Source organism: Pseudomonas sp. TE6288 (assembly GCF_054062095.1).
Genome location: NZ_JBSSEW010000005.1, coordinates 108,496 through 124,327, shown reverse-complemented (window position 1 = coordinate 124,327; position 15,832 = coordinate 108,496). Strand labels below are relative to the sequence as shown.

At 64.6% G+C, this 15,832-nt stretch carries 11 protein-coding genes; 8 read left to right on the top strand and 3 right to left on the bottom strand.

Going from position 1 to position 15,832, the window contains the following annotated elements; all coding sequences use genetic code 11:
* The first annotated feature begins 13 nt into the window (after positions 1–13).
* The 3 genes from ACVWY1_RS06800 to ACVWY1_RS06790 all read left to right on the top strand — a co-directional run bounded on the left by ACVWY1_RS06800 (position 14) and on the right by ACVWY1_RS06790 (position 4,153).
* Positions 14–535: an RNA polymerase sigma factor gene (locus ACVWY1_RS06800; protein WP_102682747.1), complete on the top strand. Its 522-nt coding sequence runs from the start codon at positions 14–16 to the stop codon at positions 533–535.
* Complete coding sequence (locus ACVWY1_RS06795) at positions 532–1,479, top strand: FecR family protein (RefSeq protein ID WP_277503040.1); 948 nt, start codon at positions 532–534, stop codon at positions 1,477–1,479. Before ACVWY1_RS06800 ends, ACVWY1_RS06795 begins: the two co-directional genes overlap by 4 nt.
* 121 nt (positions 1,480–1,600) lie before the next feature.
* A complete protein-coding gene (locus tag ACVWY1_RS06790) occupies positions 1,601–4,153 on the top strand; it encodes a TonB-dependent receptor (RefSeq protein WP_102682749.1) in 2,553 nt (850 codons plus the stop codon).
* Between the two features lie 33 nt (positions 4,154–4,186).
* Here the strand turns inward: ACVWY1_RS06790 and ACVWY1_RS06785 are convergent, their stop codons facing one another.
* From ACVWY1_RS06785 to ACVWY1_RS06775, 3 genes are all read right to left on the bottom strand, one after another.
* Positions 4,187–4,681, bottom strand: coding sequence for a helix-turn-helix transcriptional regulator (locus ACVWY1_RS06785; protein WP_277503039.1), 495 nt, complete (start codon positions 4,679–4,681; stop codon positions 4,187–4,189).
* Positions 4,682–5,209: 528 nt separating this feature from the next.
* Positions 5,210–6,430, bottom strand: a complete 1,221-nt coding sequence (locus tag ACVWY1_RS06780) for a class I SAM-dependent methyltransferase (RefSeq protein ID WP_102682752.1) — start codon at positions 6,428–6,430, stop codon at positions 5,210–5,212.
* Between the two features lie 98 nt (positions 6,431–6,528).
* Positions 6,529–7,137: a TPM domain-containing protein gene (locus ACVWY1_RS06775; protein WP_102682753.1), complete on the bottom strand. Its 609-nt coding sequence runs from the start codon at positions 7,135–7,137 to the stop codon at positions 6,529–6,531.
* Between the two features lie 202 nt (positions 7,138–7,339).
* Here ACVWY1_RS06775 and bglX point away from each other — a divergent pair, with 202 nt between their 5' ends.
* The 5 genes from bglX (at position 7,340) to ACVWY1_RS06750 (ending at position 15,695) form a co-directional block, all read left to right on the top strand.
* Positions 7,340–9,631, top strand: a complete 2,292-nt coding sequence (bglX, locus tag ACVWY1_RS06770) for a beta-glucosidase BglX (protein ID WP_457378005.1) — start codon at positions 7,340–7,342, stop codon at positions 9,629–9,631.
* Between the two features lie 111 nt (positions 9,632–9,742).
* Entirely contained in the window at positions 9,743–11,500 is a 1,758-nt protein-coding gene (locus ACVWY1_RS06765) for an ATP-binding protein (protein ID WP_457378004.1), read from the top strand.
* Positions 11,494–12,828: a sigma-54-dependent transcriptional regulator gene (locus ACVWY1_RS06760; protein WP_102682756.1), complete on the top strand. Its 1,335-nt coding sequence runs from the start codon at positions 11,494–11,496 to the stop codon at positions 12,826–12,828. The genes ACVWY1_RS06765 and ACVWY1_RS06760 overlap by 7 nt, the downstream gene beginning before the upstream one ends.
* Positions 12,829–13,097: 269 nt before the next feature.
* Positions 13,098–14,417, top strand: a complete 1,320-nt coding sequence (locus ACVWY1_RS06755; RefSeq protein WP_110697667.1) for an MFS transporter — start codon at positions 13,098–13,100, stop codon at positions 14,415–14,417.
* A 126-nt stretch (positions 14,418–14,543) separates the two neighbouring features.
* Positions 14,544–15,695 carry a Fic family protein gene (locus ACVWY1_RS06750; RefSeq protein WP_457378003.1) on the top strand — a complete coding sequence of 384 codons (1,152 nt, stop codon included), beginning with the start codon at positions 14,544–14,546 and terminating at the stop codon, positions 15,693–15,695.
* Positions 15,696–15,832 lie beyond the last annotated feature (137 nt).

Here is a 15,832-nt window from a genome sequence, read left to right as displayed (position 1 = left end):
CCGGAAAGCGTGCATGCAGCGCCCCAAACCCGACCCCGTCGCCCACGGTTTCTATGCCGACATCCTGCATTTCCTGCGCAAGCGCATGGACAATGCCAGTGACGCCGCGGACATGACCCAGGATGTGTTCGCCCAATGGCTGGGTTACCGGGATCGGGCCAAGGTGGAGCAGCCGCGCGCGTTCCTGTTCCAGGTGGCGCGCAACCTGCTGAGCGACCATTGGCGCAGGCAGAAGGTGCGCCATGCGGCGCTGGCCGACGACACCCTGCCCGAGCAGCAGAGCGCGCCGGCCAATGACCCCCTGGACCATGCCCAACAGCAACAACGGCTGGATCAATTGCGTCAGGTGCTCGCAGAACTCTCGCCGCGACGCCGCGAAGCCCTTATGCTGCACCGCTTCGAAGGCCTGACCCAGGCCCAGATCGCCGAACGCATGAACATTTCCGTCAGCATGGTCGAAAAGCACATCGCCGCCGCCCTGCTGCAATGCAAGCAACGCCTGGACAGTGACAACGGCACGGAGCAGTTCCCATGACCCCCACCGACGAGCTCGACCCGCGCCCGATCGACGCCCAGGCGGCGAGTTGGTTCAGCCGCAACCGCAACCAGCCGTCACGGCAAGACCGCAAGGCATTCGCCCGGTGGATGCAGACGCCCGAGCACACCCGCGCCTATCGCCAGTTCGAACAGCTGTGGGATGACCTGGCCGCACTCAAGCAAGCCAATCGCCCCGTACCCTTGCCGGTACGCCGGGCGCCACGCTGGCGCCCGGCCCTGGCCACGGCGGCGGCCCTGCTCTGCGCCATACTGGCCGGCAACCTGGGCGCGGGCAGCGAGGCCTTCAGCAAGCGCATCAGCGCCAGCCAGGCCCTGCAGGTGCTGCAACTGCCCGATGGCAGCCAACTGCACGTCAACGCCCAGACCCGCCTGCGCCTGGACTTCAGCGCCGAACAGCGGCTGATCCAGCTCGAACACGGCCAGCTGTATATCGAGGTGGCGCCCGACAAGGAACGGCCGCTGTTCGTCGATGCGGGCAGCGGCCACGTGCGCGTGGTCGGCACCGGCTTCGATGTGCGCCGGGGCGACCGCGAACTGGTGGTGACGGTCGCCCACGGCCAGGTGGCGTTCGACACCCCCGGCGAGCGACAACCGCCGTTGTTGCTCGGTGCCCGCCAGGGCGCCACCTACGACCTGGCACGCGGCACCCTGACCCGCCGTGAACTGGGCGAACAACAGGTGGCCGACTGGCGCGAGGGCCATGTGAGCTTTCGCAACCGCGAACTGGCCAGCCTGATTGACGAGCTCGGCCTGTATCGCCAGCAGCCGGTGGTGCTGGCCGACCCGACGCTTGGCCGCTACAAGGTGTCCGGCAATCTCGACGTCCACGACCCGGACGCCCTGCTCAATGCCCTGCCCGCCCTGTTGCCGGTCAAGACCACCTTGCTGGCGGACGGGCGGCTGCGCATCGAGCGGCGCTGAAAAAAATAATTTGAGAATTTTTATCATTCGCAGGTGAGGTTTTGTCGCAACATCGCGTCTTCCTCCCCGCCTGCCGCGTGATGGCGGGCTTTTTCCGGCCTTTTGCCGTTTGGGGGAAACCATGTTGTCCGCGTTGCGTCCATTGCACTGCCTGCCTGTCCGACCCACATTGCTGGCCCTGTGCCTGGCCATGAGCCTGGCCGCCGAAGCCGCACCGGTACCGTTCGACCTGCCGGCGCAACCGCTGGCGCGCTCGCTGAGCCAACTGGCCCAGCAGGCCAAGGTCCAGCTGCTGTTCGACGAGGCCCTGCTCGGCGGTGCCCAGGCACCGGCGCTCAAGGGCGACTTCGAAGCCGAAGTGGCTATCAGCCGCCTGCTGGTCGGCAGCCGCTTCAACGTGGTGCGCATGGGCAACACCTACGTGGTACGCCTGCGCGAAGACGACCCGACTGCCGACAACAGCCTGCAACTCGGTGCTGTGAGCATCGTGGGCGACGGGCAGCAGGTCGACGCTGGCAACGTCGGGCGCTCGACGCTCGACCAGGAGCAGATCGACCGCTACCAGCCCAGCAACATTCCCAGCGTGCTGGCGACCCTGCCGGGGGTGAACATGGGCGGCTCGTCCAAGCCCGGCGGCCAGACCATCAACATCTGGGGCTTTGGCGACGCCGAGGACGTGCCGATGACCCTCGACGGTGCGCCCAAGAGCGGCTTTGAGCGCTATCAGCAAGGCACCATCTTCATCGAGCCCGAGCTGATCAAGCACATCGAGGTCGAAAAAGGCCCGCACTCGGTCAAGACCGGCAACGGCGGCTTTGGCGGCAGCGTCAATATGGAAACCAAGGACGCCGGCGACTTGCTGCAAGAGGGCCGCAACAGCGGTGCGATGCTCAAGTACGGCTATGGCAGCAACGACCACCAGCAGATCTACAGCTCGGCATTGTTCGGCCGTACCGACGACGGTCGCATCGACGGCCTGGTGTATTACACCAAGCGCGACGGCGGCAACCTGAAGATGGCCGACAGCCTGCCCGACCCCACCGGCAAATGGCCGATCAACCCCCAGCGCATCCCCTACAGCGCCCTGGACCTGGACGGCGCTCTGCTAAAAACCAACATACATTTCACCGACGAGCACAGCCTGGGGCTGTCCTGGGCACAATCGGAAAGCCAGCGCTGGACCACCTTCTCATCGACCGCCTTCAGCACGCCCCCCACTGCGGCGGATATCAAGAAGTACGGCTACGAAGCTGCCCTCAAGCGTTTCCTCGCCAACCGCCGCACCATCGACACCACCTGGTCGGCCACCTACAAGTACCAACCGATCGAGAACCCGTGGGTGGACCTGCAGGTGAAGTACTCCGAATCGGACACCAAGCAGACCGATGAGCGCGACGCCACGGCGTTCTTCCAGCCCGCCACCGGTGGGCGCAAGATGGACACCGAGTACAAGGACCGCATGCTTGATGTGAAGAACACCAGCACCTTCCTCACCGGTCCCCTGGAACATGCGCTCACCGCAGGCGTGCAGGTGCGTCGCCATGACCGCGACACGCAGATGTGGATGCCCGGCAAGACCTACGAAGTACCCAAGTACAACTATGGTCACTACCAACCGTACTTCATGCCCAGCGGCCAGGTCGACAGCCAGGGCTACTACCTGCAGGACGCCATCACCCTGGGCGACCTGACCATCACGCCATCGTTGCGCTACGACCACGTGACCAACGAGGGCAAGCCCAACCAGGCGCCGTACTACAACAACCCGGAGGCTGGCCACGACTACAGCGACAAGACCTACAGCGGCTGGTCGCCACGTCTGTCGCTGTTCTGGAAGATGAACGAACAGACCGCGCTGTTCGCCGACTACAGCAAGACCTGGCGCGCCCCGGTGCTGGATGAACAGTATGAAGTGCAGGGTGTCGGCAGCCGCACCGCCACCAGTCGCAACCTCGACCCCGAGCGCATCACCGGTGTGCGGGTCGGCAGCATCAGTACCTTCACCAATGTGTTCAGCCAAGGCGACAGCGCGCAGATTCGCACCATGGCATTCCACAACAAGGTCACTGACGAGATCTTCAAGGCCACCGGCATCGGCTGCCAGGAGCAACTGGTCAGCGGCGGCACCATTGCCAACACCTGCGGCGACGGGCTGATGGGCAACTACCGCAATATCGGCGATGTGACCTACAAGGGTTTCGAAGTCGAGACCTTCTACGACGCCACCTATTGGTTCGGTGCGCTGTCGTACTCTTGGATGGAGGGTCGCCACGAGGGCGCGTACACTAACCCCTGGGGGCCGGATGTATGGGCCAAGGATGTACCGGCACCGAAATGGATCACCACCCTTGGCGTGAAGATCCCGGCCTGGGACGCCCGGGTCGGCTGGACCGCGCAGTTCGTCGGCGCCACCCACCACCTGCCCAGCGACAAGTACTTCGAGGGCCCGGCCAGCGCGCTCGGTGACCGCTACTACGACAACTTCGGCAACGAGAAGTACCAGATCCATGGCCTGTTCGCCAACTGGAAGCCGCAACAACCCTACCTCAAGGGCACCGAGGTCAACCTGACCGTGGATAACCTGTTCAACAAGGCCATCCGGCCGGAGCTGTCGGGTGAGAACGCCTATACCCAGGGGCGCAATGCCAAGATCAGCGTGACCCGGTTCTTCTGAGCCCGCTGGCAGGCAATGATGCAACGGAGTGCATCACCTGCCGTTCGACACTCGCTCCTGGGCCCTGGCGACATTCACCTGCATCGCCACGATGGCCAGCTCATGGACTGCCTGGGCGACGGCATGCGTGCCGCGCGCCTGCATCCACGACAGGATGTCGGCGAGGTGCCAGAGCGAGAGCGTGCCGTCATGCACCGGGGCCGGAAAGCTGCGGTGATGGGTGAGCATGAGCTTGCGCATGTTCTGCCGGGAGACCCCCACCAGCTCCGCCACATCGGTCAGGCCGACCAGGTCGGGACTGGCCTCGATCAGCCGGGCATCCGGCAACACTTGCCGCACATCCGCCAGGGCGCTGTGCAGCGCCTCCCGCGCCGTGCCGCCCTCGCGGGCGAAGGCCAGGGCCAGACGGCCCGGTTGGCCGCTACCGACCACTGCATCATCGCAACCGGCCTCCCCCAGGCGCTCGATCAGCGCATCGACGTCCATGTCCTCGGTCAATTGGTATTTGAGGGTGAACTCGTACTCCATCACTTTCGCTCCACTGACTGATTGGCTATCGCGCGTGTATTGGCTTCGGGGATCGACTGCGCGCTAGTATGGGCGAGAGGACATGGTTGTCAAATGACAACCAAAGAATAACGACCGGCGGCCCTCGGAACAGACCGACTCCATTACATCCCGGAGCCATGAGAGCCATCGTATGAGGGCTGCCAGGTGCTTGGCGACAGCCTTTCAGCGCCTATCAGATCGAGCGCCGCCCGCGCGGCGCATCGCGGATGAATCCGCTCCTACATTTGTTGCAACGTGACCATGCCTGATAGGCCATGGTTGTTAGCCTTGTGCGCTCGACACGATTTTTCGGCGGGCATTGCTGCCGCCCCACCTGTCTCAAGCCCTGCGCCAAGGCTGGCAACCATGGCCTGACAGGTTCGGTACGTTGCAGCAAATGTAGGAGCGGATTCATCCGCGATGCGCCGCGCGGGCGGCGCTCGGTATCCCAGGCGCTGCATCTTTCCAGTCAACCGACCGGTAGCCCACGCAAAGCATGAATGGACCTTAACCAGCGATCAGCCCATCCGCCTTCAACAACGTCTCCAGACAATGCTCGCGCACCCCATAGAACGCCTTGAGCTCGGCGATTTTCTCCAGCAGACCCGCATTGTCCTGGGGCTGCCGACGCTTGACCGCAAGGATCATCTTGTTCTTGTTGGTATGCTCGAGCGAGATGAACTCGAACACCTTGGTCTCGTAGCCGCAAGCCTCCAGATAAAGGGCGCGCAAGCTGTCGGTGAGCATCTCGGCCTGCTGGCCCAGGTGCAGCCCGTACTGCAGCATCGGTTGCAACAGCCCTGGGCTGTGCAACTGCGGGCGGATCTGCTTGTGGCAGCACGGCGAGCACATGATGATCGCGGCGTTGCAGCGAATACCGGTGTGGATGGCATAGTCGGTGGCGATGTCGCAGGCATGCAAGGCGATCATCACATCGATGGCCTCAGGCACCACGCTGCGCACATCGCCGCATTCGAACACCAGGCCCGGGTGCTCCAGGCGCGCGGCGGCGGCGTTGCACAACTCGACCATGTCCGGGCGCAGCTCGACACCCGTGACCTGCGCCTCACGGGCGAGGGTGTTGCGCAGGTAGTCGTGCATGGCAAAGGTCAGATAGCCCTTGCCCGAACCGAAGTCGGCGACCTTCAGGCTCTGCTGGGGGTTCACGGGCGCGTCGCTCAAGGCATGGTCGAAGACCTCGATGAACTTGTTGATCTGCTTCCATTTGCGCGACATGGACGGGATCAGCGCGCCCTGCGCGTCAGTCACCCCCAGGTCGCGCAGGAACGGCCGCGACAGCTCCAGGTAACGCTTCTTCTGCCGGTCATGCCCACCCGCGCCCGTCTCGCGGGGCGCCTGCTGGGCCAGGTGCCGGCGCAGCATCGGCTTGCCCTTCTTGCTGAACTCCAGTTGCACCTCACCGGCCGGGGTGAACAGGTGCGCGTTGCGAAAGCTCTCGGGGAGCAGTTCGGCCACCAGCGCCTGCGCCTCGTCCAACCCCAGGTTGCGAGTAATGTCGCGGGTCTGGTGACGGTAGACCAACGACAGGCAGGCCTGGCCCTTGATCTGCACCGCCTTGGCGATGATCCGCTGCAGGGTCTGGTCGGTACCGACATGGCGGGCCAGCACCAGCTTGCTCAGGCTGCCGTCGCCCAGCGCATCGGCGAGCAGGCTCAGGAACTGGGCGCGCGCGTCCGGCGCGCCAGGGGCGGAGGAAGGGGAAGACATGGAAACGGGTGCCTCGAAATGCGGGGAGCGCGATGCGCAATGCCGGGCATTCTACGTCGATGATGCCCCTGGCGAAACATGCCCTTGCTCGCCAACGGTCAGTCGAGAATCACCAGGCGGTTGGGCAGTTCGTTGCGCGCATGGGTCGGGGGTACATGTTCGCTGAGCAGCTCGCCGCAGGCCTCGATACATTCGACGAAACCCTGCAAGGTATGGCCCTGGCGCACCTGGTCGGTGAAACGGGCGACGATCGCCTCGCGCGCCTGCTCGGGCAGGTGCCGGGCGATGCCCTCGTCGACCAGGATCTCGACATGGCGCTCGGCTTCGCTGACGAAGATCAGCACGCCCGTGGCCCCGGCGGTACGCTGCAGGTTGAGCTCGAGAAACTGCTGGCGGGCCAGGCCCGAAGCGCGCCGGCGGCGCAACATCGACGGCACCACCCAGGCAGCCAGGCGCGGATGGCGCAACACCAGGCACAAGCTGATGAAGGTCAGCATCTGCGCCAACAACAGGCCATTGACGCCGATACCACCCAGCCACACATGCAACGCGCCGGGTATCAACAAGGCCAGCAAGGCGGCCCAGATCAACGGCAAGTAGGGGAAATCATCGGCGCGGCGGGCCAGCACGGTCACAAGCTCCGCATCGGTGCGCCGTTCGGCGCGTGCAATCGCCTCGGCGATCTGGCGCTGTTCGTATTCGGTCATGCCATCGTCTCTCGAGCGTTCTTATCGTTGTTATCCCGGCAATCGGGTGGGCGAGAGTGTATCTCAACAAATGCCTCATATAAGGCATAATCCGCGACTGCGTCGGATCATGGATGAATGATCCACAACACGGCCAGCGGACACGACAACAACAGGCATACGAAACGTCTCGGCCCACCGCTATCACTCGACAACGGAATTGATGATGAAACTGTCTTTGCTGGGCCTGGCCATGGGCCTTGCCAGTCAGGCGGCCCTTGCCGCCCCTATCGCCCCGCCCCTGCAGGACAAGCAGGCGTTCGTCGACCATCTGATCAGCCAGATGACCGAGGCCGAGAAGATCGGCCAGCTACGCCTGATCAGCATCGGCCCCGAGATGCCCCACGCGAAGATCCGCGAGGAAATCGCCGCCGGACGCATCGGCGGCACCTTCAACTCGCGCACCGCCCCGGAGAACCGTCCGATGCAGGACGCGGCCATGCGCAGCCGCCTCAAGATCCCGATGTTCTTCGCCTACGACACCATCCATGGCGAACGCACCATCTTCCCGATCGGCCTGGGCCTGGCCTCGTCCTGGGATATGGACGCCATCGCCAAGGTCGGCCGCACCTCGGCCGTCGAGGCGGCCGCCGACTCGCTGGACATGACCTTCGCACCGATGGTCGACATTGCCCGCGACCCGCGTTGGGGGCGCACCAGCGAAGGCTTTGGCGAGGACACCTACCTGACTTCGAAGATCGGCCAGGTGATGGTCAAGTCGTTCCAGGGGTCGAGCCCGGCCAATGCCGACAGCATCATGGCCATCGTCAAGCACTTCGCCCTGTACGGCGCCGTGGAAGGGGGCCGCGACTACAACACGGTCGATATGAGCCTGCCGAAGATGTACAACGACTACCTGCCGCCCTACCGCGCCGCGCTCGACGCCGGTGCTGGCGGGGTAATGGTGGCGCTGAACTCGATCAACGGCGTGCCGGCCACGTCCAACACCTGGCTGATGAACGACTTGCTGCGCAAGCAGTGGGGCTTCAAGGGCGTGACCATCAGCGACCACGGCGCCATCCAGGAACTGATCCGCCATGGCGTGGCCCGTGACGGCCGCGAAGCCGCCAAGCTGGCGATCAAGGCCGGCATCGACATGAGCATGAACGACACCCTCTACGGCGAAGAACTGCCTGGGTTGTTGAAGTCCGGTGAGGTCAGCCAGGCAGAACTGGACCAGGCAGTGCGTGAAGTGCTGGGCGCCAAGTACGACATGGGTCTGTTCAAAGACCCCTACGTGCGCATTCCAAAGCCTGAGACCGACCTGAAGGACTACTACGCCGAGGACCGCCTGCACCGCGAAGCCGCGCGTGACGTGGCACGCCGCGGCCTGGTGCTGCTGGAAAACCGCGAGCAGACCCTGCCCCTGAAAAAAGCCGGCACCATCGCCGTGGTCGGCCCACTGGCCGATGCGCCGATCGACATGATGGGCAGTTGGGCCGCCGACGGTAAACCGCAGCACTCGGTGACCGTGCGTGAAGGTTTGCGCCGCGCCGTCGAAGGCAAGGCCAAGCTGGTGTACGCCAAGGGCTCGAACGTCACTGGCGACAAGGCAATGTTCGATTACCTGAACTTCCTCAACTTCGACGCCCCGGAAATCGTCGACGACCCGCGTCCGGCCGCGGTGCTGATCGACCAGGCGGTCAAGGCCGCCAGGCAATCGGACGTGGTCGTGGCCGTGGTCGGCGAGTCCCGGGGCATGTCCCACGAGTCCTCAAGCCGCACCACCCTGGAGATCCCCGCGGTACAACGCGACCTGATCAAGGCGCTCAAGGCCACCGGAAAACCCCTGGTGCTGGTGCTGATGAACGGCCGTCCGCTGTCGATCGCCTGGGAACGCGAGCAGGCCGACGCCATCCTCGAAACCTGGTTCAGCGGCACCGAAGGCGGCAACGCCATCGCCGACGTACTGTTTGGCGACTACAACCCGTCCGGGCGGCTGGCCATCACCTTCCCGCGTTCGGTCGGGCAGATCCCGATGTACTACAACCACATGCGCATCGGCCGCCCGTTCACCCCAGGCAAGCCGGGCAACTACACCTCGCAGTACTTCGAGGAGCCAAACGGCCCGCTGTATCCGTTCGGCTACGGCCTGAGCTACACCAGTTTCGAACTGTCCGACCTGACCTTGTCGCAGACCGAGCTAAAGCGCGGCGCGACCCTCAAGGCCAAGGTCGTCGTGAAGAACACCGGCAAGCGTGACGGCGAGACCGTGGTGCAGCTGTATATCCAGGACCAGAGCGCGTCGATGAGCCGCCCGGTGAAGGAGCTGAAGAACTTCCAGAAGCTGATGCTCAAGGCCGGCGAGTCGCGAACCTTGACTTTCGACATCAGTGAGCAGGATCTGAAGTTCTACAATGGCCAACTGCAGCACGTTGCCGAGGCTGGCCAGTTCAACGTGCAGGTCGGCCTCGATTCCGAAGCGGTGCAACAGCAGAGCTTCGAGCTGCTGTAAGCCAGACCCGGCCCCATCGCGGGGCAAGCCCGTTTCCACACATCACGCTGTGGAAGCAGGCTTGCCCCGCGAAGAGGCCGGCACAGACAACAGCAACCCCGGATCCGCCCCATGCCCTCAACCTTCCGCACCCTGCGCCTGGGTTTGATCATCCTGCTGATCCTGGTCGGCACCACACTCAGCGCCGGCTGGGCCATGCACCAGGCCAAGCGCGAGGCGATGGCAACCGACGCCCGCCGGGCCGGCCAGCAACTGGGTCTGTATGCCAACGCCCTGCATACCCTGATCGAGCGCTACCGTGCATTGCCTGCGGTACTGGCGCTGGACCCTGAACTGATCGCCGCCCTGCGCGGCCCGGTTACCGAACAGGTGCAGGACGCCCTGAACCGCAAGCTCGAACGCATCAACGGCGCCGCCAACTCTTCCACCCTGGAGCTGTTGGACCGCACGGGCCTGGCCATCGCGGCCAGCAACTGGCGCCTGCCGACCACCTATGTCGGTTCCAACTACGGCTTTCGCCCCTATTTCAAACAGACCCGCAGCCAGGGCAGTGGCCGCTTCTACGCCGTCGGCGTGACCAGCGGCGTGCCAGGTTATTTCCTGGCGAGCGCGGTGAACGATGAACATGGCCGCTTCCTCGGCGCCATGGTGGTCAAGCTGGAGTTCCCGGAGCTCGAGCGCGAGTGGCGCCAGGGCAACGACATCCTGCTGGTCAGCGATGCCCGCGGCATCACCTTCATTGCCAACCAGGACGGCTGGCGTTACCGCGAACTGCAACCGCTGTCCGGTGCCGACCGCGCCGAGCTGGCGGAGACCCGCCAGTACGACAAGCAGCCGCTGGTGCCCCTGCAGCACCAGGCCCTGACTCGCTTCACCGACACCAGCCACCTGACCCGCGTGCAAGGCCCGGATGGCACCGCCGAGTACCTGTGGGAGCGCCTGCCCCTGGAGGCCGAAGGCTGGACCCTGCACCTGTTGCGCAAGCCGCAGGTCGCCGAGGATGGGCGCAACGCCGCCCTCGCCGCCGCGGCGATCTGGCTGAGCCTGGTGTTCGCCGCGCTGTTCGTCAGCCAGCGCCTGCGCCTGGCCCGTCTGCGTCAACGCAGCCGCGAGGAGCTCAAGCGCCAGGTCGAGGAGCGTACCCGCGAGCTGCGCACGGCCCAGGAAGGCCTGGTGCAGTCGGCCAAGCTGGCGGCGCTGGGGCAGATGTCGGCCGCGCTGGCCCACGAGATCAACCAGCCTCTTACCACCCAGCGCATGCAACTGGAAACCTTGCGCCTGCTGCTTGATCATGGCCGTCATGACGAAGCCCGCCAGGCCCTGGAACCGCTCGAGCAGATGCTCAGCCGCATGGCCGCGCTCACCGGCCACCTGAAGACCTTCGCCCGCAACAGCCCCGGAGGCCTGCGCGAACGCCTGGACCTGGCCACCGTGGTCGACCAGGCATTGCACCTGCTGGACACCCGCATGCGCGCCGAAAACGTCGAGGTGGCGCTGTACCTGGCGCGCCCGGCCTGGGTCCGTGGCGATGCGATCCGCCTGGAGCAAGTGCTGATCAACCTGCTGCGCAACGCCCTCGACGCCATGGCCGACAAGCGCTACAAACGCCTGGAGATCCGTATCGAGGCGGACGATGCGCAGTGGCGCCTGAGCGTGCTCGACTCCGGTGGCGGCATCCTCGACACCGACCTTTGCCGGGTCTTCGACCCGTTCTTCACCACCAAGCCGGTCGGCGAGGGCCTGGGCCTGGGCCTGGCCATCTCCTACGGCATCGTCATCGATGCCGGCGGCCACCTGCAGGTCGAGAACCTGCCGGGGGGCGCCCGCTTCAGCCTCACCCTGCCCCGCGACCTGGAGACGGTATGTTGAATTCAGTGATCGTTGTCGATGACGAAGCCAGCATCCGCGCTGCGGTGGAACAATGGCTGAGCCTGTCGGGCTTCAACGTGCAGCTTTTCGAGCGTGCCGAGGAGTGCCTGGCGCAACTCCCGGCGCACTTTCCCGGCGTGATCCTCAGCGACGTGCGCATGCCCGGCATGTCCGGTCTGCAGTTGCTCGACCGGCTCCAGCAGGCCGACCCCGACCTGCCGGTGATTCTGCTCACCGGCCACGGCGATGTGCCCATGGCGGTGGAGGCGATGCGCAACGGTGCCTACGACTTTCTGGAAAAGCCCTTTACCCCACAGCACCTGATGGGCAGCCTGCGCCGGGCCCTGGAAAAACGCCAGCTGGTCCTGGAAAACCGCCGCCTGCATGAGCAGGCCGACCTCAAGGCCCAGCTGGAGAACACCTTGCTGGGCATGTCCCAGGGGTTGCAGCAACTGCGCCGACAGGTGCTGGAGCTGGCCAGCCTGCCGGTCAACGTGCTGATCCGTGGCGAAACTGGCAGCGGAAAGGAGCGCGTGGCGCGCTGCCTGCACGACTTCGGCCCGCGCGCCGACAAACCCTTTGTCGCGCTAAACTGCGCGGCCATCCCCGAAACATTGTTCGAAGCCGAACTGTTCGGCCATGAAAGCGGCGCCTTTACCGGCGCTCAGGGCAAGCGCGTCGGCAAGCTGGAGTACGCCAATGGCGGTACGGTGTTCCTCGACGAGATCGAGAGCATGCCCCTGGCCCAGCAAGCCAAACTGTTGCGGGTGATCCAGGAGCAGAGGCTTGAGCGCCTGGGGGCCAACCAGAGCATCGCCGTCGATCTGCGCATCATCGCCGCGACCAAACCGGACCTGCTTGAAGAGGCCCGTGCTGGGCGCTTTCGCGAAGACCTGGCGTACCGCCTCAACGTTGCCGAGCTGCGCCTGGCACCGCTGCGCGAGCGCCGTGAAGACATCCCGCTGCTGTTCGAACACTTCGCTCGCACCGCCGCCGAACGCCTGGGCCGCCATGCCCCACCGGTCGGCGGAGGACGATTGGCGCAGCTGCTGGCCCACGACTGGCCGGGCAATGTGCGTGAGTTGGCCAATGCTGCCGAACGCCATGCCTTGGGGCTGGATTCGCAGAACCTTGAGAGCCTGCCAGGCGGGCAGTCGCTGGGCGAACAGATGGAGGCGTTCGAAGCCCAATGCTTGCGTGCGGCGCTGCGCCAGCACCGGGGCGAGATCAAGGGGGTGATGGAGGCGCTGCAACTGCCGCGGCGTACGCTGAACGAGAAGATGCAGCGCCATGGCCTGGTGCGTGAGGACTTTCTCGGCAACGAATGAGCGGATTTCCGCTTATCGGTCCAGGCAAATGAGCGGAAGTTCGCTTACTGCATGCTGAATCGCCGGGACTGCCTGGCAGCCCATCGCTGGCAAGCCAGCGCCCACCAGGCACCATGCAAGCCAGATACGGTGGGAGCTGGCTTGCCAGCGACAGGGCACAAGACGCCCCCAAATGGACCACCAAGTACCCCTTTGGCACACCTCCTGCAAAACCCTTCTCAAGCTGCGCCCCGAGCGCGCTCCACAAAAACAACGAGAAGGTATCCCTGATGGATAACGCCAGCACTCTGCCCACCGGGGCGGCCGTTGCGCCCGCCGCGGAAAAGTCCACCGCCAGCCGCCTCAAATCGATCTTCAGTGGTTCCATCGGCAACATGGTCGAATGGTACGACTGGTACGTCTACGCCGCATTCTCGCTGTACTTCGCCAAGGCTTTCTTCCCCGCCGGCGACACCACCGCCCAACTGCTCAACACCGCCGCAATCTTTGCCGTGGGCTTCCTCATGCGCCCGATCGGTGGCTGGCTGATGGGCCTGTACGCCGACCGCAAGGGCCGCAAGGCGGCGCTGATGGCCTCGGTGCTGCTGATGTGCGCCGGCTCGCTGGTCATCGCGCTGACGCCGGGCTACGAGACCATCGGCGTCGCCGCACCGGTCCTGCTGGTCATCGCCCGCCTGATGCAGGGCCTCTCGGTAGGGGGTGAATACGGCACCTCGGCCACCTACCTGAGCGAGATGGCCAGCAAGGAGCGCCGCGGCTTCTTCTCCAGCTTCCAGTACGTCACCCTGATCTCCGGCCAGCTCATCGCCCTGGCGGTGCTGATCGTCCTGCAGAACACGCTGACTACCGAGGAGCTGTACGCCTGGGGCTGGCGCGTACCCTTCGTGATCGGCGCGCTGTGCGCGGTGGTCGCCCTGTACCTGCGCCGTGGCATGGAAGAGACCGCCTCCTTCACCAAGAAGGAAAAGTCCAAAGAGAACCTGATGCGCACCCTGATGCGTCATCCCAAGGAACTGATGACCGTGGTCGGCCTGACCATGGGCGGTACCCTGGCCTTCTACACCTACACCACCTACATGCAGAAGTACCTGGTCAACACCGTAGGCATGAGCATCAGCGACTCGACCACCATCTCGGCGGCCACGCTGTTCCTGTTCATGTGCCTGCAGCCGGTGATCGGCGGCCTGTCCGACAAGATCGGCCGGCGCCCGATCCTGATCGCCTTCGGTGTGCTCGGCACCCTGTTCACCGTACCGATCCTCAGCACCCTGCACACTATCCAGACGTGGTGGGGCGCGTTCTTCCTGATCATGGCCGCATTGATCATTGTCAGTGGCTACACCTCGATCAACGCCGTGGTGAAGGCCGAGCTGTTTCCCACCGAGATCCGCGCCCTGGGCGTGGGCCTACCCTACGCGCTGACCGTGTCGATCTTCGGCGGCACCGCCGAGTACGTGGCCCTGTGGTTCAAGAGCAACGGTATGGAGACCGGTTTCTACTGGTACGTCACCGCCTGCATCGCCTGCTCGCTGCTGGTGTACGCGACGATGAAGGACACCAAGCAGCATTCGCGGATCACCACTGACTGATCCCTGCTCGCCAAACGTGAAAAAGGGGCGCTACGATTGACGGAGCGCCCCTTTTTAATAGGCGTGTCCCAAACAATAGCGCTATTCGGCTCACAACATGAGCTGAATAGCGCTATTATTCGGCTCATGACCTCAAAACAGCACACCGCTGCAGACACCTTCTGGGTGTGGCAGCAGGCCGACTGGCCCGGCTTTCGCTGGAACGAGTCGCAACTTGCCCCCTTGCTCAGGGACTGCGTACAGGCGCAGGGTTGCCTGCTGGGCAGAGCGGGAGCAGTGACCGAGGCCAATGCCAACCTGGACACGCTCGATACCCTGTTGCAGAACATTGTCACGTCCTCGGCCATCGAGGGTGAACAGCTGAATGTGGAGTCCGTTCGCTCCTCCCTCGCCCGACGGCTTGGCATTGCCGAGCCGGGAACAACCACGACACGCAGCGAGGGCCTGGCCGAGCTGATGGTGGACGCGACCATGGGCTATGTTCGCCCACTGGATCAGCCGCGCCTGTTCCTCTGGCACCGCTGGCTGTTCCCCGAAACCGACGACTCGCTCGCACCTCCCCTGCCAATCGGCGCATGGCGCGACCATGCCCCGATGCAGGTGATATCGGGGCGTATCGACAAGCCCAAGGTGCATTTTGAGGCACCGCCACGCGCCGGCCTGGAGCAGCAGGTGCAGCAGTTCCTCGACTGGTTCGAGAGCAGCCGCCATGATCGGCAACTCGATCCCCTGCTGCGTGCGGGCCTGGCCCATTTCTGGTTCGTCACCCTGCACCCCTTCGCCGATGGCAATGGCCGCCTGACCCGCGCCATCACAGACCTGGCATTGGCCCAGGGCGAGCAGCGAGCGGTGCGTTTCTACGCCATGTCCAGCAGTATCCTGGAAGATCGCTCCGGCTACTACGCAGCCCTTCAAAGCAGCCAGCGCGGCGACCTGGACGTCACACGCTGGCTAGCCTGGTTCCTTGCCACCTTGCTGCGCAGCCTCCAGCAAGCGCTGGTGCGCATTGACCGGGTGCTGGCCAAGTCGCGCTTCTGGCTGATCCATCGGGGCGATGGTTTGTTGCCCGAACAGGTCAAGGTGCTCAATCGACTGCTCGATGGCGGGTCTCGCGGCTTCGAGGATGGCATCAGCGCCAGCCAGTACCAGGCCGTGGCCAAGGTCTCCAAGGCCACGGCCACCCGGCACCTGGCCGACCTGCTGCAGAAAAACTGCCTGGTTCGTCTGCCCGCTGGCGGGCGAAGTACCCGCTATACGGTGAACACCCAAGCGACCTGACGCTTGCACGAAATGACGCTGCTGGAACAGGTGCAAGCCGCCTTGCGGCCTGTGCATGCCTCCCCAGGAACCGCTGCCGCCACGCCTTAATTTCCCATTAATTGTCTGGGCACATGCTGATATGGCCCTGTCGTCGG

Coding starts and splice junctions, on each gene's coding strand:
- ACVWY1_RS06800 (WP_102682747.1), top strand. CDS start 14: ATGCAGCGCCCCAAACCCGACCCCGTCGCCCACGGTTTCTATGCCGAC.
- ACVWY1_RS06795 (WP_277503040.1), top strand. CDS start 532: ATGACCCCCACCGACGAGCTCGACCCGCGCCCGATCGACGCCCAGGCG.
- ACVWY1_RS06790 (WP_102682749.1), top strand. CDS start 1,601: ATGTTGTCCGCGTTGCGTCCATTGCACTGCCTGCCTGTCCGACCCACA.
- ACVWY1_RS06785 (WP_277503039.1), bottom strand. CDS start 4,681: ATGGAGTACGAGTTCACCCTCAAATACCAATTGACCGAGGACATGGAC.
- ACVWY1_RS06780 (WP_102682752.1), bottom strand. CDS start 6,430: ATGTCTTCCCCTTCCTCCGCCCCTGGCGCGCCGGACGCGCGCGCCCAG.
- ACVWY1_RS06775 (WP_102682753.1), bottom strand. CDS start 7,137: ATGACCGAATACGAACAGCGCCAGATCGCCGAGGCGATTGCACGCGCC.
- bglX (WP_457378005.1), top strand. CDS start 7,340: ATGATGAAACTGTCTTTGCTGGGCCTGGCCATGGGCCTTGCCAGTCAG.
- ACVWY1_RS06765 (WP_457378004.1), top strand. CDS start 9,743: ATGCCCTCAACCTTCCGCACCCTGCGCCTGGGTTTGATCATCCTGCTG.
- ACVWY1_RS06760 (WP_102682756.1), top strand. CDS start 11,494: ATGTTGAATTCAGTGATCGTTGTCGATGACGAAGCCAGCATCCGCGCT.
- ACVWY1_RS06755 (WP_110697667.1), top strand. CDS start 13,098: ATGGATAACGCCAGCACTCTGCCCACCGGGGCGGCCGTTGCGCCCGCC.
- ACVWY1_RS06750 (WP_457378003.1), top strand. CDS start 14,544: ATGACCTCAAAACAGCACACCGCTGCAGACACCTTCTGGGTGTGGCAG.